The sequence below is a fragment of the Polaribacter aquimarinus genome (assembly GCF_003129485.1).
In the GTDB taxonomy this organism is placed as follows: domain Bacteria; phylum Bacteroidota; class Bacteroidia; order Flavobacteriales; family Flavobacteriaceae; genus Polaribacter; species Polaribacter aquimarinus.
Window position 1 is genome coordinate 38,276 of record NZ_QFFG01000007.1, and the last position, 22,655, is coordinate 60,930.

The following is a 22,655-nucleotide window of genomic DNA, read 5'->3' on the forward strand; positions in this document are numbered from 1 at the left end:
TATGCGTAAATAATAATTCTGTTATCTTTGATAAAAATCAATTTTTATGAAGTTTTTGAAGCGTTTTTTAAGAATACTATTAATTCTTGTTTTATTGATGTTTATTTTAGGTTGGTTATACAGCAAATATGCGGCACCAAAATATTCAGGCGAGTTGGAGTTAAAAAATATTTCAGATAAAGTAACGGTTTATTTTGATGAAATAGGTGTGCCACATATTAATGCTCAAAACGAAAAAGATGCTTATGTTGCTTTAGGTTATGTTCATGCACAAGACAGATTGTGGCAAATGGAATTGATGCGAAGGATTGCATCCGGAAGATTGTCAGAGATTTTTGGAAAAGACTTGGTAAGAGTAGATCAGTTTTTTGGTGGTTTAGGTATTGAAGAAGCTGCTAAAAAAACGATTAAGAAATTAGATACAACTTCGCAAGCTTATCTATTAAGTGAAGCCTATTTAAAAGGCGTGAATCAATTTTTAGAAGAAGGAAAAACACCTATAGAATTTTATATGGTTGGTGTGAAAAAAGAAAAATACACAATGAAAGATATTTACAATGTCTTTGGGTATATGTCTTTTAGTTTTGCAGTTGCGCACAAAACAGATCCTTTGTTAACTGAAATTAAAGAGAAACTAGGAAATGCTCATTTACAAGAATTGATGAGCACTTACAGTGAAAATTTAACCATTAACAAAACATATAATCCGAAAAAGATTGAAGCTACTTTTTCTAAAACTGTAAGTGCGATTATGAATGATTTACCTGTTTCTCCTTTTATAGGGAGTAATTCTTGGGTAATTGCACCAGGGAAAACCAAAAACGCAAAAGTAATCTTTTCTAACGATCCTCACATTGCGTTTGCACAACCTTCTGTATGGTATCAAAACCATATAAAAACTCCTGAGTACGAAATTTACGGATACAATATTGCGTTGATGCCTTTTCCTTTATTAGGTCATAATCGTGAGTATGCATACGGATTAACAATGTTAGCTAACGACGATTTAAATTTTTATATAGAAAAAGAAAACCCAGAAAATACTTTAGAATATCAAACTAAAGAAGGTTTAAAAAAATATGAAATCAGAAATAAAACCATAAAAATTAAAGGTGAAGCTGATACCACTTTTCAAGTAAAGGTAAGTAAACACGGGCCAATTATGAATGGTTTAATTGAGCATGTTATCGATGATCGTCCCATAGCAATGAATTGGATTTACACACAGTTGCCAAATGAAATGTTGGAGGTTTCTTACGGAATATCGCATTCTAAATCTTTGAGTGATTTTAAAACATCTGTTGCTAAAATTCATGCTCCAGGTTTAAACGTAATGTATGGAGATGCAAAAGATAATATTGGTTGGTTTTCATCAGCAAAACTCTATCAATTAAGAGATTCGTTATCATCTAAATTATATTTAGATGGAGCATCAGGAAAAGATGAAATTGTAGAGTTTTTACCTTTTAAAGAAAATCCACAAGCGATAAATCCTCCAAGTAATTTTGTGTATTCTGCAAATCATCAACCAGATTCTGTTAGAGGGAAATTGTATCCAGGATATTATCAACCGCAAGATAGATCTAAGAGAATAGTTGAATTATTAAAACCTAAAAACGATTTTACTAAAGAAGATGTTATGAAAATGATTTATGATGTAAAATCATCAACAGCATCAGAAATTGGTAGAAATTTGTTGAAAAGTGTTGATAAAAATTCTCTATCAGTTTCAGGTAGAAAAGCGTTTTCTATTTTAGAAAAATGGAATGGAACGCATTTAAAAACTTCTGTAGCACCAACCATTTATAACCGATTTTTATTTGAATTTTTAAAGAATACATATAAAGATGAGTTAGGTGGTAGTTTTGATTTGTTTATCAATTCGCAATTACAAGATCAAGTATTAGTCACGCAAGTTGAAAGAGAAAATTCAGTTTGGTGGGATGATATTTCGACCATAGATAAAGTGGAAACAAAAGAAGAGGTTATTAATACATCTTTTAAAAATACCATTTCTTTTTTACAAAATCAATTAGGAGAAAACATAGATAATTGGACTTGGAACAGAGTGATATCTATAGAATATGAACACGCAATAGGAAAAGCAGGAGGACTGTTGCGTAAATTGTTTAATGTGGGGCCTTTTGAAACTATTGGCGGAAATGAAGTCATCAATAACCAGATTTTTAAGTTGGATAGTACAGGAGTGTATAAAGTTACTGCAGGACCTTCAACAAGAAGAGTGATTGATTTTTCTGATATAGAAAACAGTGTATCTATTTTGCCTACAGGACAATCTGGAAATGTTTTTAGTGAATATTACAAAGATCAAACTCAAAAATATTTAAATGGCGAGTTTGTAAAAATGAAATTGAATCAAGTTGAAATTCAAAAAAGTGAGAATGTTTTGGTTTTGAAGCCTAAAAATTAGTTTTTTGGCATTTTAATTATAGGGAAATCAGGCTTTTTAAAAATATTGATATCTAACTTTTTTTGGACTACAGATATCAATTCTGTATAACTTTTGTAGTCCTCAACATCGGAAATTGAAATAATAGGAAGAGCTCCATTAGTTTTTTCTGTAAAAAAATCCCATAATCCCATTTTATGATTTTCAAAGGTTTTTGAGTCACATGTTAAGTCATTACTATAAAAATACTGATGAAAGCCTTTGTTGGTTTTAATTTCTAGTAATTTACATTTATACCCAAGAATGCTCTTCTTAGTTTTTTTAATTTTAAAAGAAATTATTTTTTCTTCTCTAACATTTGTTAAAGAATACATCAATGAGTTTATACCTTTCATTTTGGTAAAAAGAGTGTCTCTACCTTGGTAATAAGTTGTCATTTCTAATAAACCATTCAATTCTGATTTATAGTTTTTTCCTTTTAAGTAGTAGGTTTGTTGGTTACCCATATATTGTTCTGATTGTTTATCAGTTAGCTTTCCTGTCTTATCTTGAAACTTCATTTTGAAAGTTAAAATTCCTTCAAAATATTCTTGAGACTGTACTAAAAAGGAGTTGGATAAAAATAATATAGTTAAAAGGAGTTGGAATTTTTTCATTTTGAATTTTTTTGTAAAAGTATAAATTTTACACCTCTTTATATACTTCCTCAAAAGGAATTCGAAAACGTTCTCCGTAAACGCCTTTTTCGGTTCTAATGCCGCAAGAAACTATCATGTTAATTTCTGAACCAAAAGGCAAGCCTAATAAGTTTTTAACGCGCCAAGTATCAGAACCTTCCATTGGGCAAGTATCTAAACCTTCAGCCGCCATAGAAATCATAAAGTTTTGAGCGGCTAAACCACAGGTTTTATGAGCTACAATACGCATATCACTTTTTCTAACTTCTCTATACATAGGTTTAAAAAGCCCGATAGTAGAAACCATTAAATATTTTACAAAACCAAAAATTCCTAAAAATTCTGAATAAGCAAACGGAATGATTTTACCATAATAATTACGAGCCACTTTTTCTCTGCTACTTTGTGCTGATTTTGGATTGTTTTTTCCAAAAACGGAATCCATATAATCTAAATTCGATTTTGCTCTTTTCTTCCATAAATCTTTTCGAACTACAAATACCACCAATTGTTGCGCAGTTTTTGCTGCGTTTTGGTTGAAACAAAATGGCGCAATTTTATCAATAATATCTTTGGATGTAATATGATAAAATTCCCACAATTGCATATTACTACTGTTAGGTGCCAATGCTGCTTGTTCTAAGCATTTTTTTACAATGTTTTTATCAATGGGTTTTTCGGTATCAAAAACTCTAACTGATCTTCTGTAATGTATGGCTTCTGAAACTGTTTTTTCTTGACTCATTTAGTTAGAAAGTTTTTTAATTTTAGTATTCATCACCCAAAACCATAAAGGCGGAAAGAGTGAAAGCAACATCATTCCTGGGTAACCTGTGGGCATTTGCGGACTTTCAGGCAATGATTTTAATAATTGATAATGTTTTGCACCATTATAATGATGATCTGAATGACGTGATAAATTAAACAATAATGCTTGTCCAACTTGATGGTCGGAATTCCAAGAGTGATTTCGTTGCACACGTTCATATCGTCCGTTTTCTTTTTTGTTTCTCAATAAACCATAATGCTCTATATAGTTTACGGTTTCTAGTAAAACAATCCCAGTAATTGCGGTAGCAACAAATGCAAACAATACAAATTGTCCGTAGAAAAGGTAAATTAAGCCTAATAAAATAATATTGCAAAATGTGTAAATAATCATCCTATTTTGATGATGAAACCAACTTCTATTTTCATTTTTCATTCGTTTGTTTTCGAGTTTCCAAGCTTGGATGTAACTAGAAATATGAGAACGAATCCAAAAGAGATAAATAATTTCATTTTTTCTTGCCGTAGCTGCATCTTCAGGAGTAGCAACATTAAAATGATGGCCCGCATTATGATAAGGTAAAAAGTGGGTGTTTAAAGAAGTTAAGAGTAACATTTCACCTATAAATTCATCAACTCTGTTGTTTCTATGCCCTAATTCGTGACCAACATTTATTCCAATAACACCACATAATATTCCCATTGCTAAAATTCTTCCTGTAATCTCTGAATTCGTTAAGTTGGGTTCTTGAATACTTTCAAAAAACAATAGTAGAAATAGTATTTGAATAGGTAAAGTTGCATATAATAAATAGGTATACAACTTGTTCTCTTTTTCTTTTTTTTCTTCTTCTTTAGAGAAGTTGTTTTTATTGGGCTTGATAAAAAGTTCTAAAAAAGGGATAAAAATAAATACAAAAATGATTGGGATGTATGTCATCCATCCTTTACTAGTAAATGAAATGTATGCTATTACAGGTAATATTAAAACTGAGAAATATTTTAAAGCTTTCATTTAGAAAATTAATTTTCTAAAGATACCATTTAGTTACAAGCGTTCCAAATGACATCATTTGGAGTGGGAGCAATAATTTTGATAGTTTCTTTGCTCACAGGATGTGTAAATTGAATTTTTCTGGCATGTAAATGTATGCTGCCATCTTTATTACTTCTTGGAAAACCATATTTTAAATCGCCTTTAATAGTGCAACCAATAGATGATAGTTGTGTGCGAATTTGATGATGTCTTCCAGTTTCTAAATCAATTTCTAATAAAGAATAATTTTCTAATTTTTTGATTACTTGATAATGTAAAACAGCTCTCTTACTTCCGGTAATTTCTTTTTGAAAAGCGGATGATTTATTATTTTTTGGATTCTTTTTTAAAAAATTGATTAACGTATCTTTTTCTTTGTTAGGATGATTCTTTACAACCGCCCAATAGGTTTTGTGAATCGTTTTGTCACGCAACATCTTATTTAGACGTTCTAGAGCTTTAGAGGTTCTAGCAAAAATAATAATCCCAGAAGTAGGTCTGTCCAAACGATGTACAACGCCTATAAATACATTACCAGGTTTGTTGTATTTATTTTTAATGTATTCTTTTACAACGTCACTTAAAGGTTTGTCTCCAGTTTTATCACCTTGTGTAATGTCGCCAGCTCTTTTATTCACAATTATAATGTGATTATCTTCAAATAAAACCTGTAAATTTTCTTTGTTAGACTGCATCTGTCCTTAATTAATGAAGAAAAGTTATTTAAAATTATCTTTTACATCTTCATTAACACCATCAATAAAATTTAAAAACTCATCTCTACCAAAACCCGAAGAAGATGAGGTGATAAAAGAAGTTGGTAAAGACTCCCAATGTTGTAATAATTTCTTTTTGTAAGAAGTAATTTGTTTGTTTAATTTAGAGCTACTTAGCTTGTCTGCTTTAGTAAATACAATACAAAATGGAATTTGTTGTTCGCCTAAAAATTGCATAAATTCTAAATCTATTTTTTGAGGATCGTGCCTAGAATCTATCAAAACAAATGTGCAAACCAATTGCTGTCTTTCTTTAAAGTAGTTTTCTATAAAATACTGAAAAATGGTTCTTTTCTTTTTAGAAACTTGAGCGTATCCATAACCAGGTAAGTCTACTAAAAACCACTCATCATTAATTTTAAAGTGATTAATTAATTGGGTCTTTCCGGGTTTTCCAGAGATTTTTGCTAAATCTTTACGCTCCATTAACATATTGATTAATGATGATTTTCCGACATTAGAACGTCCAATAAAAGCGTATTCTGGTATTCTATCTTTTGGAGCTTTAGTAACATTACTATTACTCATTACAAACTCTGCGGATTTAATTTTCATAAAAATTTAGATATTTCGAGCTGTAAACCAATCGTGAAGAACTTTGTTGAATTCTTCAGGTTTTTCCATCATTGCTGCGTGTCCACATTTGTCAATCCAAAATAAATCTGAGTTTGGCATTAATTTATGAAAATCTTCAGCAGCTTCAGGAGGTGTAACTCCATCTTGCTTTCCCCAAATTAAACAAGTTGGGTGTTGCATATTTGGTAAATCATTCTTCATATTATGTCGAATGGCGCTTTTTGCAATCGATAACGTTTTTAAGGCTTTTACTCTATCGTTAACAGTGGCATATACATCATCTACCAATTCTTTTGTTGCAATTGCAGGGTCGTAAAATACATCTTTTGCTTTTTGTTCGATGTATTCATAATTCCCTCTTTTTGGAAAACTATCTCCCATAGCATTTTCATATAAACCAGAACTTCCAGTTAATACCAAAGCTATAACCTTTTCGGGGTAGTGTTTTGTGAAGTATAAAGCAATATGTCCGCCTAAAGAATTTCCAAGTAAAATGGCTTTGTCAATTTGTTTATACTCCATAAATTTTTTTAAAAATCGTGCTAGATTTTTAACATTAGTTTTAAGTAAAGGTAAAGTGTATAAAGGTAATTCAGGAATTAAAACTTTATAACCATTTTTTGAAAAGTGATTAAATGTAGGGTCAAAATTACTCAAAGCACCCATCAACCCGTGTAAAACAATGATTGCAGGTCCTTCTCCAGCTTCTGCGTAAGTAAATTCTCCTTCCTTTTTTAACTGATCAGTCATTGATTTTTCATTTCGCTTGAAAGCAAATGTAATTCTTTTTTATGAAATAGGTAACGTTTTGGTTAATCCTGATTTTCTAGAAAAAAAATGTTCAACTCGCAATGAATTGTTAATAAATACGTTATTTATTAACAAAGTGGTAAAAAGTGGTAAAAAGTGGTAAAATTTATATATTTTTGATTTCAATAAAACTAATTTTTAGTGATAAACCTAATTGGAACATACGAATGTAAAGCAGATGCTAAAGGGAGATTGATGTTTTCATCAGCCTTTAAAAAGCAGCTTGCGCCTGTGTTGCAGGAAGGTTTTGTGGTGAAAAGAGCTGTTTTTCAGCCTTGTTTAGAGTTGTATCCGATGAAAGAATGGAATTTGATGATGGAGAAAATTAACAAACTGAATAAGTTTAAAAAGAAAAATAACGATTTTATCAGAAGGTTTACTGCGGGAGTGAAAATGGTGGAGTTGGATGCGACTGGTAGAATTTTAATCCCTAAAGATTTATTTGCGTTTGCTGGTATTAAAAAACAAGTAGTTATGTCGTCATCAGTAAATATCATTGAGATTTGGGATAAGGAAAAGTATGAAAAAGCAATTGATGATGCGGCAGATGATTTTGCGGATTTGGCAGAAGAAGTAATGGGTAATACAGATTTCGATGAGTTACCATAATCCGGTTTTGCTTCAAGAAAGCGTTGATGCGCTTGCGATAAAAAAAGATGGTGTTTATGTAGATGTAACTTTTGGAGGAGGAGGTCATTCTAAAGAAATTTTAAAACGACTTGGAGGAAATGGGAAGTTATTTGGTTTTGATCAAGATCCTGATGCGCAAGGAAATGTAATTGATGATGAGCGTTTTGTGTTGATTCCTGAGAATTTTAGGTATATCTCAAGGTTTTTGAGGTTTTATGATGTTAGAAAAATTGATGGTGTATTGGCTGATTTAGGAGTTTCTTCTCATCAGTTTGATGAAGCAGATAGGGGTTTTTCTACTCGTTTTGATGGTGATTTGGATATGAGAATGAATCAGAAGTCGAAAACATCAGCAAAAGAGATTATCAATGATTATTCAGAAGAAAAATTAGCTGAAATATTGTTTTTGTATGGGGAATTAAGAAACTCTAGAAATATTGCAAAAACAATTGTTGGAAAAAGAGAAGAAGAAAAGATTGAGACAAGTTTGCAGTTAAGAAAAGTGTTGCAGAGGCACTTGCCAAAAGCAAAAGAACATAAGATTATAGCGCAAATATTTCAAGCAATTCGAATAGAGGTGAATGAGGAGTTAGATGTTTTAAAAGAGTTTTTAGAACAAATTCCAAATTTGTTAAATGAAGAAGGAAGGTTGAGTGTGATTTCGTATCACTCGTTAGAAGATAGATTGGTGAAAAGATTTATTAGAACAGGATTGTTTAGCGGCGAGCCCGTGAAAGATATTTTTGGTAACAGTAATGTGCCATTACAAAAGGTTGGAAAGTTAATAGTGCCTACCCCACAGGAAATTAAAATTAACAACAGGGCTCGCAGTGCTAAATTAAGAATAGCAACAATTAAACATTAAAATGCTAAAAGTAAAAAAGGGAGTTTATGATTTTTTAAGAGGGAGTTTTCTTACTGATGAATCTGCTTTTAAAAATTGGAGGATTATTATTTATATAGTTGTGTTGCTGCTGTTGATGATTACAAGTGCTCATAGGGCAGATAAAAAAGTGATTCAAATATCGGAACTAAATAAAAAGAAGCGAGAGTTAAGGGCTGAATACGTTGATACAGGTACTATTTTAATGCGAATGAAAATGGAATCTAATATTAAGGAAAAGGCAAAAGAAAGAGGTTTGAAGTCATTGCAATCTCCTCCCCAAAAAATAAAAGTAATTATAAAAGAATAATAAAATTGGCAACTCATAAAAAAAGCATTCTTACAAAATTCTACTTGGTAGCTGCTTTTCTGACGCTGTTTTTATTGGCTATTGTGTTTCGAGTTTTTTTTATTCAGTATTCAGAGGGTGATAAATACAAAAAACTTTCGACGGAGTTAACAATTAAGCAGGATACTATCTATGCTAATAAAGGTAATGTGTATGCTGCTGATGGAAATTTATTGGCTACTTCAATGTCGAAATTTACTATTAGAATGGATGTTGTTGCAGCTGTGAAAAGTGGGGTGTTTGAGAAAAATGTTGCGGGATTGTCGAAAGAGCTTTCTAAAATGTTAGGTAAACCCGTTGCTTACTATCAAAATAGACTGAGAAAGGCAAAAAATAAAAAAAGCAGGTATTTGTTAATAGCGAGAAATGTTGGTTATACAGATTATCTGAAAATGAAGCAATTTCCAATCTTTAATAAGGGAGTGTATAAGGGAGGTTTTATTGCGGAACATAAAACGGTTCGTGCGCATCCAATTGGTAAAATTGCTGAACGAACCATTGGGTATGATGACTATAGAGGTGGTGCAGGAATAGAAGGTGCTTTTGCAGATTATATGGAAGGAGAAAATGGATTGCGTTGGAAACAGAAAATTGCTAAAAATCAATGGAAGCCGATTAATGATGTAAACGAAAAAGAACCCGTAGATGGGCATGATATTATTACAACAATAGATGTGAATATTCAAGATGTTACGCATCATGCTTTGTTAAGTAAGCTCCAATATTTTGAGGCAGATCACGGTTGTGCAGTTGTTATGGAAACAGCAACAGGAGAAATAAAAGCAATTTCTAATTTAGGAAGAACCTCTAAAGGAACCTATTACGAAAAAAGAAATTATGCAGTTTGGGAAAGTCATGAACCGGGTTCTACTTTCAAATTGCCAAGTTTAATGATTGCACTAGATGATAAAGTAATTGATACTTCAACAGTTGTTGATACTGAAAAAGGTCGAATTTTTATACACCGAAAGAAAGTAGAGGATTCAAGAAGAGGTGGCTACGGTAAAATTTCTGCAGCAAGAGTTTTTGAGGTTTCTTCCAATGTTGGAATAGTAAAACTAATTAGAAAGCATTATGATGATAAGCCAGAAAAGTTTATTTCAAAACTTGAAGAATATGGTTTTACAAAGCCTATTGGTTTTCAAATAAAAGGTGAAGGAATGCCTTATGTGCCAAAGCCAACTGATAAAAGTTGGAATAAAATTTCTTTAGAATGGATGTCTTGGGGTTATGGGGTTTCTGTAACTGCAATGCAAACCTTAATGTTTTATAATGCTGTTGCTAATGATGGGGTTATGGTAAAACCTAGATTTATTAAGGAGTTAAGAAGAGAAGATAAAACTGAAAAAATATTTGAAACTGAAATTCTAAACCCAAAAATCGCTTCAGATGAGACTTTGAAAAAGATTAGGAAAGTGATGGAAAATGTGGTATTAAAAGGAACTGCAGATAATATTTATTCATCTAACTTTTCTATGGCTGGAAAAACAGGAACTGCTAAAAAATATATTCCAAGAACTAAAAATGCAAAAGGTGAATGGGAAGGTGGTTATTATTCTATGAAACATTATGTAGCATCATTTGCAGGTTTTTTTCCTGCGGATAAACCTAAATATACCTGTGTGGTTGTGATTCATGATCCGAAGAAAGAAAAAGGATATTATGGAGCTACAGTTGCTGCACCTGTGTTTAAAGAAATCGCTCAAAAAATTTATACTTCGACTCCTGTTGATAAACAAACTGTAGACGAAGAAATTCAGTTTGCTGCAATTGACAATCTATATCAAAAATTCGATAAAAGATTAAATAAAGATTATCAAAAAGTTCCTGATGTATGCGGAATGTCTGGAATGGACGCTTTGTCTTTATTAGAAAATATTGGGTTAAAAGTGAAATTATCTGGAGTAGGAAAAGTGAAGTCTCAATCACTTAAAAAAGGAGAAAAATTAGTTAAAGGAAAAACCATCATTTTAAAACTTTCGTAAACTGAAAAATTTAAAAGACATATTATATCAAGTTTCAATTCGTCAGGTGTTTGGAAGTACAGATGTTGATGTGAATGCTGTTGTTTTTGATTCAAGAAAAATTAAAAAGAATGATGTTTTTGTGGCTCAAAAAGGGGTAACTGTAGATGGTCATTTATATATAGATAAAGCAATATTATTAGGTGCGACTTCAGTTATTTGTGAATATTTTCCTGAAGATAAGAAAGAAGGCGTTACTTATGTGCAGGTAGATGATTCAGGTGCAGCTTTAGCAATTATGTCGTCAAACTTCTTTGATAATCCGTCTAAAAAGCTGCCACTTGTTGGTGTTACTGGTACTAATGGAAAAACAACAATTGCTTCACTTTTATATCAGCTGTTTAAAAAAGCAGGTTATAGAGTTGGTTTGTTGTCAACGGTTAAGATTTTAGTTGACGAAACTGAATTTAAAACAACACATACAACTCCAGATTCTGTAACCATAAATAGTTATTTAGATAAAATGGTTGAAGCTGGAGTAGATTATTGTTTTATGGAGGTGAGTTCTCACGGAATTCATCAAAAAAGAACAGAGGGGTTATTTTTTGCAGGTGGAATTTTCACCAATCTTTCTCATGATCATTTAGATTACCATGAAACATTTGCAGAATATAGAAACGTAAAAAAAACATTTTTTGATGGTTTGCCTAAATCAGCATTTGCATTGACAAATATCGATGATAAAAATGGTGGTTTTATGTTGCAAAATACAAAAGCCAAAAAGTATAGCTACGCTTTAAAAACAATAGCAGATTACAAAGCAAAAATTTTAGAAAAGCAATTTTCTGGAAGTTTGTTAAAAATTAATGAAATCGAGGTTTGGACAAAGCTTATTGGGGGTTTTAACGCCTATAATTTATTAGCAATTTATGCAGCATCAGAATTGTTGGGTTTGGAAAAACTTGAAACCTTAACCATTATTAGTAAGTTGGAAAATGTAAGTGGTCGTTTTGAATATGTTGTTTCAGATGAAAATGTTACGGCTATAGTAGATTATGCACATACGCCAGATGCTTTAAAAAATGTATTAGAAACCATTAATGATATTAGAGCTGGAAATGAACAACTGATAACTGTAGTTGGTTGTGGTGGAGATAGAGATAAAACAAAAAGACCAAAAATGGCACATATTGCATCGCAACTAAGTAATCAAACCATTTTTACTTCAGATAATCCAAGAACAGAAGATGCACAAGCTATTATTGATGAAATGGAAGCTGGAGTTACAGCAGAAAACTATAAAAAAACACTATCAATTTTAGATAGAAAACAAGCTATTAAAACGGCTTGTAAATTCTCTAAAAATGGAGATATCATTTTAATTGCTGGAAAAGGGCACGAAAATTATCAAGAAATAAATGGAATAAGAACGCATTTTGATGATTTAGAAGAAGTAAAAAACAGTTTTAATCAACTAAAAAAATAACTAAGATGCTGTATTATTTATTCGAATATTTAGAAAGTCAGTTTAGTTTTCCAGGAGCAAGTGTGTTTCAGTTCATTACATTTAGAGCAGCTGCGGCATTTATTTTATCGTTGTTAATCTCGGCAATTTATGGTAAACGTATTATTAATTTTTTAAGAAAACAACAAGTTGGAGAAACGGTTAGGGATTTAGGCTTAGAAGGTCAAAAACAAAAATCAGGAACCCCTACAATGGGTGGTGTAATTATCATTTTAGCCACTTTAATTCCTGCAATTTTATTGGCGAAATTAGATAATATTTATGTTATTATTTTAATAATTACTACAGTTTGGATGGGTTTGATTGGTTTTGTAGATGATTATATAAAAGTTTTCAAAAAAGATAAAGGTGGTTTAAAAGGGAAATTTAAGGTTTTAGGGCAAGTTGGTTTGGGTATTATTGTTGGCTCTATGTTGTATTTTAATGATGGAGTTACCATAAAAGAACAACTTCCAACACAGCAACAAGTGATGCAAGAAAACGGAAGAAAAAAAGTTTTTGGTGATGCACATAAATCTACAAAAACTACAGTTCCTTTCTTTAAAAATAATGAGTTAGATTATTCAAAAGCATTAAGTTTTTTAGGTGATGGATATGAAAAATACGGATGGATTGTCTTTATTTTTATAACCGTATTTATCGTTACTGGAATTTCTAATGGAGCTAACTTAACAGATGGAATTGATGGTTTAGCGGCAGGTTCTTCGGCAATTATAGTTATAACCTTGGCTGCTTTTGCTTGGATTTCTGGAAACATCATTTTTGCAGATTATTTAGATGTGATGTACATACCAAATTCTGGTGAAATGACAGTTTTTATTTTGGCTTTTGCAGGTGCTTTAATTGGTTTTCTTTGGTATAATACATATCCTGCACAAGTATTTATGGGAGATACTGGAAGTTTAACTATTGGCGGAATTATAGCGGTTATTGCAATTGCTATCCGTAAGGAATTATTGTTGCCCATTTTAGCAGGAGTCTTTGTCGTTGAAAATCTATCAGTGATTTTGCAAGTGTCTTGGTTTAAATACACTAAAAAGAAGTTCGGAGCTGGAAGAAGAATTTTTAAAATGTCTCCATTGCATCATCATTATCAAAAATTAAGTTATCACGAAAGTAAAATTGTAGTCCGTTTTTGGATTGTAGGAATTTTATTGGCAGTATTTGCTATAGTAACATTGAAATTGAGGTAAATGAAAAGGCTAGTGATTCTTGGAGGGGGTGAGAGTGGAGTAGGTACAGCACTTTTAGGAAAACAAAAAGGATACGAAGTTTTTGTGTCAGACAAAGGCGAAATATCAAAAAAATATAAAAAAGTTCTTTTACATCATAAGATAGATTTTGAGGAGAAAAATCATACTGAAAGCAAAATTTTAAATGCAGATGTTGTAATGAAAAGCCCTGGAATTCCTGATAAAGTTCCTTTAGTGGCTCAACTAAAAGAATTATCTATTCCTGTCATATCAGAAATGGAATTCGGAGCTCAATATACAGAAGCAACTATTGTAGGAATTACGGGTTCTAATGGTAAAACTACAACAACATTATTAACACATCATATTTTAAAAAGGGCAGCATTAAATGTAGGAGTTGCAGGTAATATTGGAGATAGTTTTGCAAAACAAGTTGTAGAGAATGATTATAAGAACTACGTGTTGGAAATAAGTAGTTTTCAGTTAGATGGAGTTGATAAGTTTAATAGTCATATTGCGATTTTAACGAATATTACTCCAGATCATTTAGATAGATATGATTATGATTTTAATAAATATATCGAATCAAAATTTAGAATAACAAAAAACCAAAAACCAACCGATTATTTAATTTATGATGCTGATGATGAAGCAATTAATAATTGGATGCAAAAGAATAAAACAGATGCAAAATTAGTTCCGTTTTCAGTTGAAAAAGAATTGAAATTTGGAGCTTTTTTAAAAGACAATAATATAATAATCAACATAAATAAAGACAAACTTATTATGCCGTTATCAGCTTTATCAATTAAAGGAAAACACAATGCAAAGAATGCAATGGCAGCAACAATGGCTGCACAATTATTAAAAGTTAGAAAAGAATCAATCAAAGAAAGTTTGTCAAACTTCGAAGGAGCAGAACATCGCTTAGAAAATGTAGCTAAGGTTAGAGGAGTAGAATATGTTAACGATTCAAAAGCGACCAATGTAAATGCAACATTTTACGCTTTAGAATGTATGGATAAAGCTACAGTTTGGATCGTTGGAGGTGTTGATAAAGGTAATGATTACAACGATTTGTTGCCTTTAGTACGCGAAAAAGTAAAAGCAATTATTTGTTTAGGTCTTGATAATGAAAAAATTAAAAGAACCTTTGGTAATGTTGTAGATATGATTATTGAGACAGCAGGAGCTGAAGAGGCAGTAAAAGTATCTCATAAATTGGCAGAAAAAGGAGATGTTGTTTTGTTATCGCCAGCATGTGCAAGTTTTGATTTGTTTGAAAATTATGAAGATAGAGGTCGCCAATTTAAAAAAGCGGTAAAAAGTCTTTAAAAGTATATGAAGTATTAATCTTAAAAATTCAATAGGTTAAAAAATTGAAAACCATTTTTCAACATATAAAAGGAGATAAAACCATTTGGGCAATTGTTGCTATTTTGGCTATTTTCTCATTTATGCCAGTGTATAGTGCAAGTACAAATTTGGTGTATGTTGTTGGTTCAGGTTCAACTTTAGGACACTTAGCAAAACATGTAGTTTTACTAATTATGGGTTTTGCAATTATTTATGGTGTTCATAAAATTCCTTATCGTTATTTTTCTGGCGGATCGGTTTTAATGTTGCCAGTTGTAATTGTTTTGCTCATTTTTACTTTAGCTCAGGGCACTACAATTGGAGGGGCAAATGCGAGCAGATGGATAAGAATTGGTGGTATTGGCTTTCAAACTTCAACCTTAGCAGGATTAGTATTAATGGTTTATGTTGCAAGGTATTTAGCTAAAAATAAAGAAAAGAAAATTCTTTTTAAAGAAAGTTTATGGCAACTTTGGTTACCGGTTGCTGCAGTTTTAATATTAATTTTACCCGCAAACTTTTCTACAACCGCAATTATTTTTGTAATGATTTTAATGGTAGCTTTTATTGGAGGCTACCCTTTAAAGTATATAGGATTTATTTTAAGCGCAGGAATTGTAGCATTATCTATTTTTGTTTTAATTGCCAAAGCATTTCCCGATGCAATGCCTAATAGAGTTCAGACTTGGCAGAGTAGAATAGAGAGTTTTTCTGATAAGAAAGGTAAAGAAGCGTATCAGGTAGAAAAAGCAAAAATAGCAATCGCTACTGGAGGAACATTAGGAGTAGGTCCTGGTAAGAGTGTGCAAAAGAATTTTTTACCTCAATCTACTTCTGATTTTATTTTTGCAATTATTGTTGAAGAATATGGGTTAGTTGGTGGCTTTTTAATTGTGTCGATTTACTTTATGTTGCTATTTAGAATTTTCGTAGTTATTAGGAAAACTACCACAATTTTTGCAACATTATTAGTGCTTGGAGTTGGTGTTCCAATTATTTTTCAAGCGACCATAAACATGGCTGTTGCTACCAATTTGTTTCCTGTTACTGGACAAACATTACCACTAATTAGTAGTGGAGGTACTTCTATTTGGATGACTTGTTTTGCGTTAGGAATGATTTTAAGTGTAAGCGCATCAAAAGAAGAAACAGAAGAAGATATTTTAGATGACAACCCTTTAGATATACTGCATGAAACAATCGATTAATATATTAATTTCTGGAGGAGGCACAGGAGGTCATATCTATCCTGCCATATCTATTGCTAACGAATTAAAATTGCGTTACCCAGATGCAAATTTTTTGTTTGTTGGTGCAAAAGATAAAATGGAAATGGAGAAAGTTCCGCAAGCTGGATATGAAATTAAAGGATTGTGGATTTCAGGGATTCAAAGAAAATTAACAATAGATAATTTATCTTTTCCTTTTAAGTTGATAAATAGCCTATGGAATGCATCTAAAATAATTAGAAAGTTTAAACCAGATATCGCTATTGGTACTGGAGGTTTTGCAAGTGGACCAGTGTTGATAATGGCGAGTCGAAAAGGAATTCCAACATTGATTCAAGAGCAGAATTCATATCCAGGAATTACGAATAAATTTTTAAGCAAAAAAGCACTTAAAATTTGTGTAGCGTATGACAATTTAGAACGATTTTTTCCGGTAGAAAAAATTGTAAAAACAGGAAATCCTGTTCGTCAAGATCTATTATCTATTTACTCTAAAACCGAAGAGGGAAAAGCATTTTTTAAACTAGAGAAAACTAAGAAAACAATTTTGGTTTTGGGAGGAAGTTTAGGTGCAAGAAAAATAAATCAATTGGTAGAAAACAACTTAGATTTCTTTGCAAATCAAGAAGTTCAAGTCATTTGGCAATGTGGTAAATTTTATATTGATGATTATAAAAAGTATGATAGTTTAAAGCACATACAAGTACGTCAATTTTTAAACAGAATGGATTTAGCTTACGCTGCTGCAGATATCATTATTTCGAGAGCAGGTGCAAGTTCGGTTTCTGAATTGTGTATTGTTGGTAAGCCTGTAATTTTTATTCCTTCTCCTAATGTAGCTGAAGATCATCAAACAAAAAATGCAAAATCTATTGCAGAACAACACGCAGCAATTTTATTAAGAGAAAGTGAATTAGATACTTTTCCTATTGTTTTTGAAACGTTGTTAAAAGATAAAGGGAAACAAGAACATTTGTCAGAAAATATTCATGAATTGGCATTACCTGGAGCAACAACAGCTATTGTCAATGAGGTTGAGAAGTTATTAAAAAAGTGAATTTAAAAAGTATACATAATGTTTATTTTGTCGGAATTGGAGGCATTGGTATGAGCGCAATAGCTCGATATTTCGCAGTCAATGGGAAACAAGTTGCTGGTTATGACAAAACACCTTCTTTAATCACATCAGATTTAGAGGGATTAGGAATAGAAATTCATTTTGATGATGCAATTAAAAATATTCCAATTTCTTTTTTGGAAAAGAATACAACGTTAGTGGTTTACACACCTGCCATTCCAAAAGAACATTTAGAATTAAACTACTTTTTTGAGAATGATTTTACAGTTTTAAAACGTTCTGAAATTTTAGGTAAAATTACAGAAACAACTTTTTGTTTAGCAGTTGCGGGAACACATGGAAAAACAACAACTTCTTCTATTTTAGGTCATATTATGGCGAAAGTAAATGCTACCTCCTTTTTAGGTGGAATTGCAGAAAACTATAACTCTAATCTCATTTTAGGAGAAGATAAAATTACTGTGGTAGAAGCAGATGAATTTGATCGTTCTTTTTTGAAATTAAGTCCGAATGTTGCTTGTGTAACTTCTATGGATGCTGATCATTTAGATATTTATGGAGTGCCTGAAGCTTTACAAGAATGTTTTGTAGAATTTACGAACAAAGTATCAGATACTTTAATTGTAGCAAAAGGATTGCCTTTAAGAGGTTTAACTTACGCTATTGATGAGGATGCAGATTACAAAGCTTTCAATTTAAAAATTGAAAGTGGGAAATACATTTTTGATGTAAAAACTCCGTCCAATGAGATTTTAGATATAACATTTAATTTACCAGGAAAACATAATGTAATGAATGCTATGGCTGCTTTGGCTATGGCAGATGTTTATGGAGTTTCTTTAGAAAATATTAAGGAAAGTTTAGGGACTTTTAAAGGTGTAAAACGTAGATTCTCTTACAAGATTAAAACAGAAGATTTTGTGTTGATTGATGATTATGCTCATCATCCAACAGAAATTAATGCTGTAGAAAAATCAATAAGAGAAATGTATCCGAATGAAAAAGTGTTGTTGGTTTTTCAGCCGCATTTATTTTCAAGAACTAAAGATTTTATTGATGATTTTGCCTCTGCTTTATCAAAGTTCGATGAAATTTTGTTGTTAGATATTTATCCAGCAAGAGAAAAATCAATTGCAGGAGTAAATTCTGAATGGTTATTAAGTAAAATGCATAATCAGCATAAAAAAATGACTCAAAAAAATAACATTGTAAAAGATATTAAAAATTCATCAGCAAAAGTGGTTGCAATGTTGGGGGCAGGTGATATCGGCGTGCTAATTAATGAGGTAACTAAAGAGCTTTTAAAAACGACAAAAAATGAAATTTAAAAAAATTTTAAAACATGTTGTATTCCTTTTATTAATAGGGGGGTTAGCTTTTTTATATAGTTTTTCCTTAGAAAGAAATGGAAATAGAAAAATTGTAGATTCTGTAGTAGAATTTCTGCCTGGTGTGAATAATTTTTTGACACATGAAATGGTTAATAAATTGTTAATACAAAATGGCACAACAGTGAAAAACCAAGCAAAAACTGTAATAGATTTATACAGTTTGGAAAATAAAGTGTCTAAAAATCCATATGTTGAAAAGGCTTCAGTGTTTTTAACCATTGATGGTACACTAAAATCAACTATAAAACAACGCACACCAGTTGCAAGAATTATTAACGATTCTTCATCTTATTACATTGATAAACAAGGGGTAGAAGTACCTTTGTCTGATGTTTATTCGGCAAGAGTAATGTTGATTTCGGGAGTTGATGATAATGAAGAAATTAAAGAAATATTGCCTTTAGTGTTTTTTATTTTAGATGATGATTTTTTACAAAAAGAAGTTGTTGGAATCAAAAAATCTGACAAAGGAGAATTCCAACTTTCAGTAAGAAGTGGAGATTATAAAATCGATTTTGGAAAATTAGCTGAAATGGATATAAAATTTAAGAAGTTAAAAGCGTTTTATAACAAAACATTTTTAGATAAAACGATTCAGAACTATAAAAAAATTAATTTAAAATATCACAACCAAGTTGTGTGCACAAAATAAATCAAAATGGAAAACAATAAAATAGCTGTTGGTTTAGATATTGGTACTACCAAGATTGTTGCAATGATTGGTCGTAAAAACGAATACGATAAGATTGAGGTTGTAGGTATTGGAAAAGCCAAAAGCTTGGGTGTAAAGCGTGGTGTTGTTAGCAATATTACTCAAACCATTCAATCTATTCAGCAAGCAGTTGATGAAGCAGAAAGTGTTTCTGGAATTAAAATCGAAGAGGTTGTGGTAGGTATAGCTGGTCAACACATCAGAAGTTTACATCATTCAGATTATATCACTAGAAATAATGCGGATGAAGTTATCGAAGACTCTGATATTGAAGATTTGGTGAATCAAGTGCACAAGTTAGTTATGTTGCCTGGTGAAGAAATAATTCATGTGTTGCCTCAAGAATTTAAGGTAGATTCTCAAGCAGATATTAAAGAACCAATTGGAATGTATGGTGGTCGTTTAGAAGCGAATTTTCACGTTGTGGTTGGCCAAGTATCTTCAATTAGAAATATTGGACGTTGTGTTAAAAGTGCAGGTCTAGGGTTAAGTGAAATTACTTTAGAACCGCTAGCATCTGCATCAGCTGTATTAAGTCAAGAAGAAAAAGAAGCTGGTGTAGCTTTGATTGATATAGGTGGTGGAACAACTGATTTAGCCATCTTTAAAGATGGAATTATCAGACATACAGCGGTAATTCCTTTTGGAGGAAATGTAATTACGGATGATATTAAAGAAGGATGTTCAATTATTGAGAAACAAGCAGAATTATTAAAAATTAAGTTTGGTTCTGCGTGGCCAGGAGAAAATAAAGAAACAGAAATTGTTTCAATTCCTGGTTTAAGAGGAAGAGAGCCCAAGGAAATTACACTAAAGAACTTATCTAAGATTATTCATGCTAGAGTTCAAGAAATTATAGAGCATGTGTATTTAGAAATAAAAAATTACGGACATGAAACTGCTAAAGGAAAATTAATTGCAGGAATTGTATTAACAGGTGGAGGTTCTCAACTAAAACATTTACGTCAATTGGTTGAATATATCACAGGGATGGATGCAAGAATCGGTTTTCCAAACGAGCATTTAGCAGGTGATTCTGATGAGACACTATCAAGTCCATCTTACGCTACTGCAGTTGGTTTGTTAATGGAAGGTTTAGAAAAAAGAGGTACAGATGAAATTGATGCAATAGAAAAAGTAGTAGACGAGATTACTGTTGATGAAGGGCAAGAGGCATCGACTGAAGAAACACCAATAGTTGAAGAATCACCAAAACCTAAAAAGAAGTCGTTTTTTGAAAAGTTTACAGAAGGATTAAAAGACTTTTTAGATAACGCAGAGTAGAAAAAGAAATAAAAAATATAATAAAACAATCAATTAAAAATAGAACGTTATTATGAGCGCAGAATTTGATAACATTTCATTTGATATGCCAAAAACACAATCCAACACTATAAAAGTAATTGGAGTTGGTGGTGGAGGTAGTAATGCTGTAAATCACATGTTTAAACAGCACATTAAAGGAGTAGACTTTGTAATCTGTAACACAGATGCACAGGCTTTAGAAAATAGCCCTATCCCTAATAAAATCCAGCTGGGTGCAAACCTTACTTCTGGATTAGGAGCAGGAGCAAATCCAGAAATTGGAGCACAAGCTGCTAAAGAAAGCATGCAGGAAATTCAGCAAATGCTAAATACCCAGACAAAAATGGTATTTATAACTGCTGGAATGGGTGGTGGTACAGGAACAGGTGCTGCACCAATTATTGCAAAAATTGCAAAAGATATGGATATTCTTACGGTTGGTATTGTAACTATGCCTTTTGCTTTTGAAGGAAGAATGCGTTCAAAACAAGCTCAATTAGGAATCGATCAACTGCGCCAAAATGTAGATTCATTAATTGTAATTAATAATAATAAATTAAGAGAAGTTTACGGAAACCTTGGTTTTAAAGCAGGTTTCTCTAAAGCAGATGAGGTTTTGTCTACAGCTTCTAAAGGAATTGCAGAAGTAATTACCCATCATTACAAGCAAAATATTGACTTACACGATGCTAAAACTGTCCTTTCTAACAGCGGTACAGCTATTATGGGTTCTGCCAGAGAAGAAGGAAACGATCGTGCTAAAAGTGCAATTGTAAAAGCTTTAGATTCTCCATTATTGAATGATAATAAAATTACCGGTGCTAAAAATGTATTGTTATTAATCGTATCTGGAACTAATGAAGTGACGTTAGATGAAATTGGTGAAATTAACGATTACATTCAAGATGAAGCAGGTTACGATGCTAATATTATTATGGGTATTGGTGAAGATGAAGAATTGGGTGATGCCATTTCGGTAACTATTGTTGCTACTGGTTTTGCTGCCGACCAACAAAGTACAATTACCAATACGGAGGTGAAGAAAATTGTTCATACATTAGAGGAAGAGCAAAAGGCTACTTATAGTTTTGGTGAACAAAAAATTACAAAATCGCCAACTTTAAATGAACCATTGACAAATAAAAATGAACAGAAAATTGTTCATGTTTTAGAGGATGATGTTGAGGAGATTAAACCAAAAATGGATTTGGTTAAGACAACAAATGATATTGCTAATATGAATGTGGTTTTTGAAGAAATGGGTATAGAAACTGTTTCTGAAGATGATTTTGTAATTACAGATGTTACCACTAAAAAAGTTGATGAGAAAATTGAAGAACCTCAACAATTAAAAGCAGATTTATTATTTGATTTGCCATTGAATTCTTACACAGAAGTTAAGGCTAATGACAATATTATTCATAATTTAAACCAAAATCAAGAAGTAAACGAAAATGAAATTGAGGTTTATGGAGCACAAGAAGTTGTTTTTGAGAGGAAAGAAGAAGTTGAAACACGTTATGTTTTAGAAGATTTTGATGTGCAACCTACCATTGGTAAAAGCTCTCTTATAGCAAAAGAAAAAGAAGTTGTAGAAGAAGAGGTTCAATTTGAATTAAAGACAACAACTCCAGAAGTAGAAATTAATGATATTGAAACAAAAAGTGAAGAAGTTTCTCCATTAGATCTAACAATTACTGAGTTGCAAAAAAGAGCAGAAGAACGACGTAAGAAGATGAAAGGTTTTAACTATAAATTTAATGATCAACTGAATAAGAATATTGATGAAATTGAGCGTCAACCAGCCTATAAGCGTTTAGGGGTAGATTTAGATACAAATGCTGCTATCAGTAAAACCAAAACAACAATTAAAAAAGATGAAGATGATTTAGGGTTAAAATCTAATAATTCTTTTTTGCATGATAATGTAGATTAACAAAATTACCAATAATAAAGCCCAATAAGAAGCCACATCAATTTGTTGATG

The 22,655-nt window shown here is 31.6% G+C and carries 20 protein-coding genes; 14 read left to right on the forward strand and 6 right to left on the reverse strand.

The genetic code is table 11. The annotated features are described in order from the left end of the window. Window positions 1-46 precede the first annotated feature (46 nt). The gene (locus tag DIS07_RS14065) at window positions 47-2,431 is read left to right on the forward strand and encodes a penicillin acylase family protein (protein ID WP_109405907.1); all 2,385 of its coding nucleotides are present in this window, start codon (window positions 47-49) and stop codon (window positions 2,429-2,431) included. Here DIS07_RS14065 and DIS07_RS14070 read toward each other — a convergent pair. The 6 genes from DIS07_RS14070 to DIS07_RS14095 are packed head-to-tail and all read right to left on the reverse strand — an operon-like array spanning window position 2,428 to window position 6,993. Then, window positions 2,428-3,066: a hypothetical protein gene (locus tag DIS07_RS14070; protein ID WP_109405908.1), complete on the reverse strand. Its 639-nt coding sequence runs from the start codon at window positions 3,064-3,066 to the stop codon at window positions 2,428-2,430. The genes DIS07_RS14065 and DIS07_RS14070 overlap by 4 nt on opposite strands. A gap of 28 nt (window positions 3,067-3,094) precedes the next feature. Continuing rightward, window positions 3,095-3,832, reverse strand: a complete 738-nt coding sequence (locus DIS07_RS14075) for a nitroreductase family protein (RefSeq protein WP_109405909.1) — start codon at window positions 3,830-3,832, stop codon at window positions 3,095-3,097. After that, complete coding sequence (locus tag DIS07_RS14080) at window positions 3,833-4,870, reverse strand: alkane 1-monooxygenase (RefSeq protein WP_109405910.1); 1,038 nt, start codon at window positions 4,868-4,870, stop codon at window positions 3,833-3,835. 29 nt (window positions 4,871-4,899) lie between these two features. Then, window positions 4,900-5,586, reverse strand: coding sequence for an RluA family pseudouridine synthase (locus DIS07_RS14085; RefSeq protein WP_109405911.1), 687 nt, complete (start codon window positions 5,584-5,586; stop codon window positions 4,900-4,902). A gap of 24 nt (window positions 5,587-5,610) precedes the next feature. Next, window positions 5,611-6,222, reverse strand: a complete 612-nt coding sequence (gene yihA / locus DIS07_RS14090) for a ribosome biogenesis GTP-binding protein YihA/YsxC (protein WP_109405912.1) — start codon at window positions 6,220-6,222, stop codon at window positions 5,611-5,613. A 6-nt stretch (window positions 6,223-6,228) separates the two neighbouring features. Continuing rightward, window positions 6,229-6,993, reverse strand: a complete 765-nt coding sequence (locus DIS07_RS14095) for an alpha/beta fold hydrolase (protein WP_109405913.1) — start codon at window positions 6,991-6,993, stop codon at window positions 6,229-6,231. A gap of 201 nt (window positions 6,994-7,194) precedes the next feature. On the opposite strand from DIS07_RS14095, the gene mraZ reads away from it, so the two are divergent. Genes mraZ through ftsZ form a run of 13 tightly spaced genes read left to right on the forward strand, consistent with a single transcriptional unit; the run spans window position 7,195 to window position 22,604 of the window. Next, window positions 7,195-7,662, forward strand: coding sequence for a division/cell wall cluster transcriptional repressor MraZ (gene mraZ / locus DIS07_RS14100; protein WP_109405914.1), 468 nt, complete (start codon window positions 7,195-7,197; stop codon window positions 7,660-7,662). Beyond that, entirely contained in the window at window positions 7,649-8,548 is a 900-nt protein-coding gene (rsmH, locus tag DIS07_RS14105) for a 16S rRNA (cytosine(1402)-N(4))-methyltransferase RsmH (protein WP_109405915.1), read from the forward strand. Before mraZ ends, rsmH begins: the two co-directional genes overlap by 14 nt. Window position 8,549: 1 nt before the next feature. Next, window positions 8,550-8,876 carry an FtsL-like putative cell division protein gene (locus DIS07_RS14110; protein ID WP_109405916.1) on the forward strand — a complete coding sequence of 109 codons (327 nt, stop codon included), beginning with the start codon at window positions 8,550-8,552 and terminating at the stop codon, window positions 8,874-8,876. 5 nt (window positions 8,877-8,881) lie between these two features. Then, window positions 8,882-10,900 carry a penicillin-binding protein gene (locus DIS07_RS14115; RefSeq protein WP_181374613.1) on the forward strand — a complete coding sequence of 673 codons (2,019 nt, stop codon included), beginning with the start codon at window positions 8,882-8,884 and terminating at the stop codon, window positions 10,898-10,900. 1 nt (window position 10,901) lies between these two features. Next, on the forward strand, window positions 10,902-12,365 hold the full coding sequence (locus DIS07_RS14120; RefSeq protein WP_109405917.1) for a UDP-N-acetylmuramoyl-L-alanyl-D-glutamate--2,6-diaminopimelate ligase: 1,464 nt from the start codon (window positions 10,902-10,904) through the stop codon (window positions 12,363-12,365). A 5-nt stretch (window positions 12,366-12,370) separates the two neighbouring features. Beyond that, a complete protein-coding gene (mraY, locus tag DIS07_RS14125; RefSeq protein ID WP_109405918.1) occupies window positions 12,371-13,597 on the forward strand; it encodes a phospho-N-acetylmuramoyl-pentapeptide-transferase in 1,227 nt (408 codons plus the stop codon). Next, window positions 13,598-14,932, forward strand: coding sequence for a UDP-N-acetylmuramoyl-L-alanine--D-glutamate ligase (murD, locus tag DIS07_RS14130; protein WP_109405919.1), 1,335 nt, complete (start codon window positions 13,598-13,600; stop codon window positions 14,930-14,932). It begins immediately after the preceding gene. 44 nt (window positions 14,933-14,976) lie between these two features. Then, window positions 14,977-16,161 (forward strand): FtsW/RodA/SpoVE family cell cycle protein, encoded by a 1,185-nt coding sequence (locus DIS07_RS14135; protein WP_109405920.1) that lies wholly within the window; start codon window positions 14,977-14,979, stop codon window positions 16,159-16,161. Then, entirely contained in the window at window positions 16,145-17,239 is a 1,095-nt protein-coding gene (gene murG, locus DIS07_RS14140) for an undecaprenyldiphospho-muramoylpentapeptide beta-N-acetylglucosaminyltransferase (RefSeq protein WP_109405921.1), read from the forward strand. The genes DIS07_RS14135 and murG overlap by 17 nt, the downstream gene beginning before the upstream one ends. Beyond that, window positions 17,236-18,588, forward strand: coding sequence for a UDP-N-acetylmuramate--L-alanine ligase (gene murC / locus DIS07_RS14145; RefSeq protein WP_109405922.1), 1,353 nt, complete (start codon window positions 17,236-17,238; stop codon window positions 18,586-18,588). Before murG ends, murC begins: the two co-directional genes overlap by 4 nt. Beyond that, on the forward strand, window positions 18,578-19,303 hold the full coding sequence (locus DIS07_RS14150; RefSeq protein ID WP_109405923.1) for a cell division protein FtsQ/DivIB: 726 nt from the start codon (window positions 18,578-18,580) through the stop codon (window positions 19,301-19,303). The genes murC and DIS07_RS14150 overlap by 11 nt, the downstream gene beginning before the upstream one ends. 6 nt (window positions 19,304-19,309) lie before the next feature. Next, entirely contained in the window at window positions 19,310-20,647 is a 1,338-nt protein-coding gene (gene ftsA, locus DIS07_RS14155) for a cell division protein FtsA (protein WP_109405924.1), read from the forward strand. 52 nt (window positions 20,648-20,699) lie between these two features. Next, a complete protein-coding gene (ftsZ, locus tag DIS07_RS14160; protein ID WP_109405925.1) occupies window positions 20,700-22,604 on the forward strand; it encodes a cell division protein FtsZ in 1,905 nt (634 codons plus the stop codon). The last annotated feature ends 51 nt before the right edge of the window (window positions 22,605-22,655 follow it).

Bases quoted from the DNA above. Each gene is read 5' to 3' on its own strand.
- yihA (WP_109405912.1), bottom strand. From the start codon at position 6,222: ATGAAAATTAAATCCGCAGAGTTTGTAATGAGTAATAGTAATGTTACT.
- rsmH (WP_109405915.1), top strand. From the start codon at position 7,649: ATGAGTTACCATAATCCGGTTTTGCTTCAAGAAAGCGTTGATGCGCTT.
- murD (WP_109405919.1), top strand. From the start codon at position 13,598: ATGAAAAGGCTAGTGATTCTTGGAGGGGGTGAGAGTGGAGTAGGTACA.
- ftsZ (WP_109405925.1), top strand. From the start codon at position 20,700: ATGAGCGCAGAATTTGATAACATTTCATTTGATATGCCAAAAACACAA.
- ftsA (WP_109405924.1), top strand. From the start codon at position 19,310: ATGGAAAACAATAAAATAGCTGTTGGTTTAGATATTGGTACTACCAAG.
- murG (WP_109405921.1), top strand. From the start codon at position 16,145: ATGAAACAATCGATTAATATATTAATTTCTGGAGGAGGCACAGGAGGT.
- mraY (WP_109405918.1), top strand. From the start codon at position 12,371: ATGCTGTATTATTTATTCGAATATTTAGAAAGTCAGTTTAGTTTTCCA.
- DIS07_RS14075 (WP_109405909.1), bottom strand. From the start codon at position 3,832: ATGAGTCAAGAAAAAACAGTTTCAGAAGCCATACATTACAGAAGATCA.
- DIS07_RS14110 (WP_109405916.1), top strand. From the start codon at position 8,550: ATGCTAAAAGTAAAAAAGGGAGTTTATGATTTTTTAAGAGGGAGTTTT.
- DIS07_RS14150 (WP_109405923.1), top strand. From the start codon at position 18,578: ATGAAATTTAAAAAAATTTTAAAACATGTTGTATTCCTTTTATTAATA.
- DIS07_RS14085 (WP_109405911.1), bottom strand. From the start codon at position 5,586: ATGCAGTCTAACAAAGAAAATTTACAGGTTTTATTTGAAGATAATCAC.
- DIS07_RS14095 (WP_109405913.1), bottom strand. From the start codon at position 6,993: ATGACTGATCAGTTAAAAAAGGAAGGAGAATTTACTTACGCAGAAGCT.
- DIS07_RS14065 (WP_109405907.1), top strand. From the start codon at position 47: ATGAAGTTTTTGAAGCGTTTTTTAAGAATACTATTAATTCTTGTTTTA.
- DIS07_RS14080 (WP_109405910.1), bottom strand. From the start codon at position 4,870: ATGAAAGCTTTAAAATATTTCTCAGTTTTAATATTACCTGTAATAGCA.
- DIS07_RS14070 (WP_109405908.1), bottom strand. From the start codon at position 3,066: ATGAAAAAATTCCAACTCCTTTTAACTATATTATTTTTATCCAACTCC.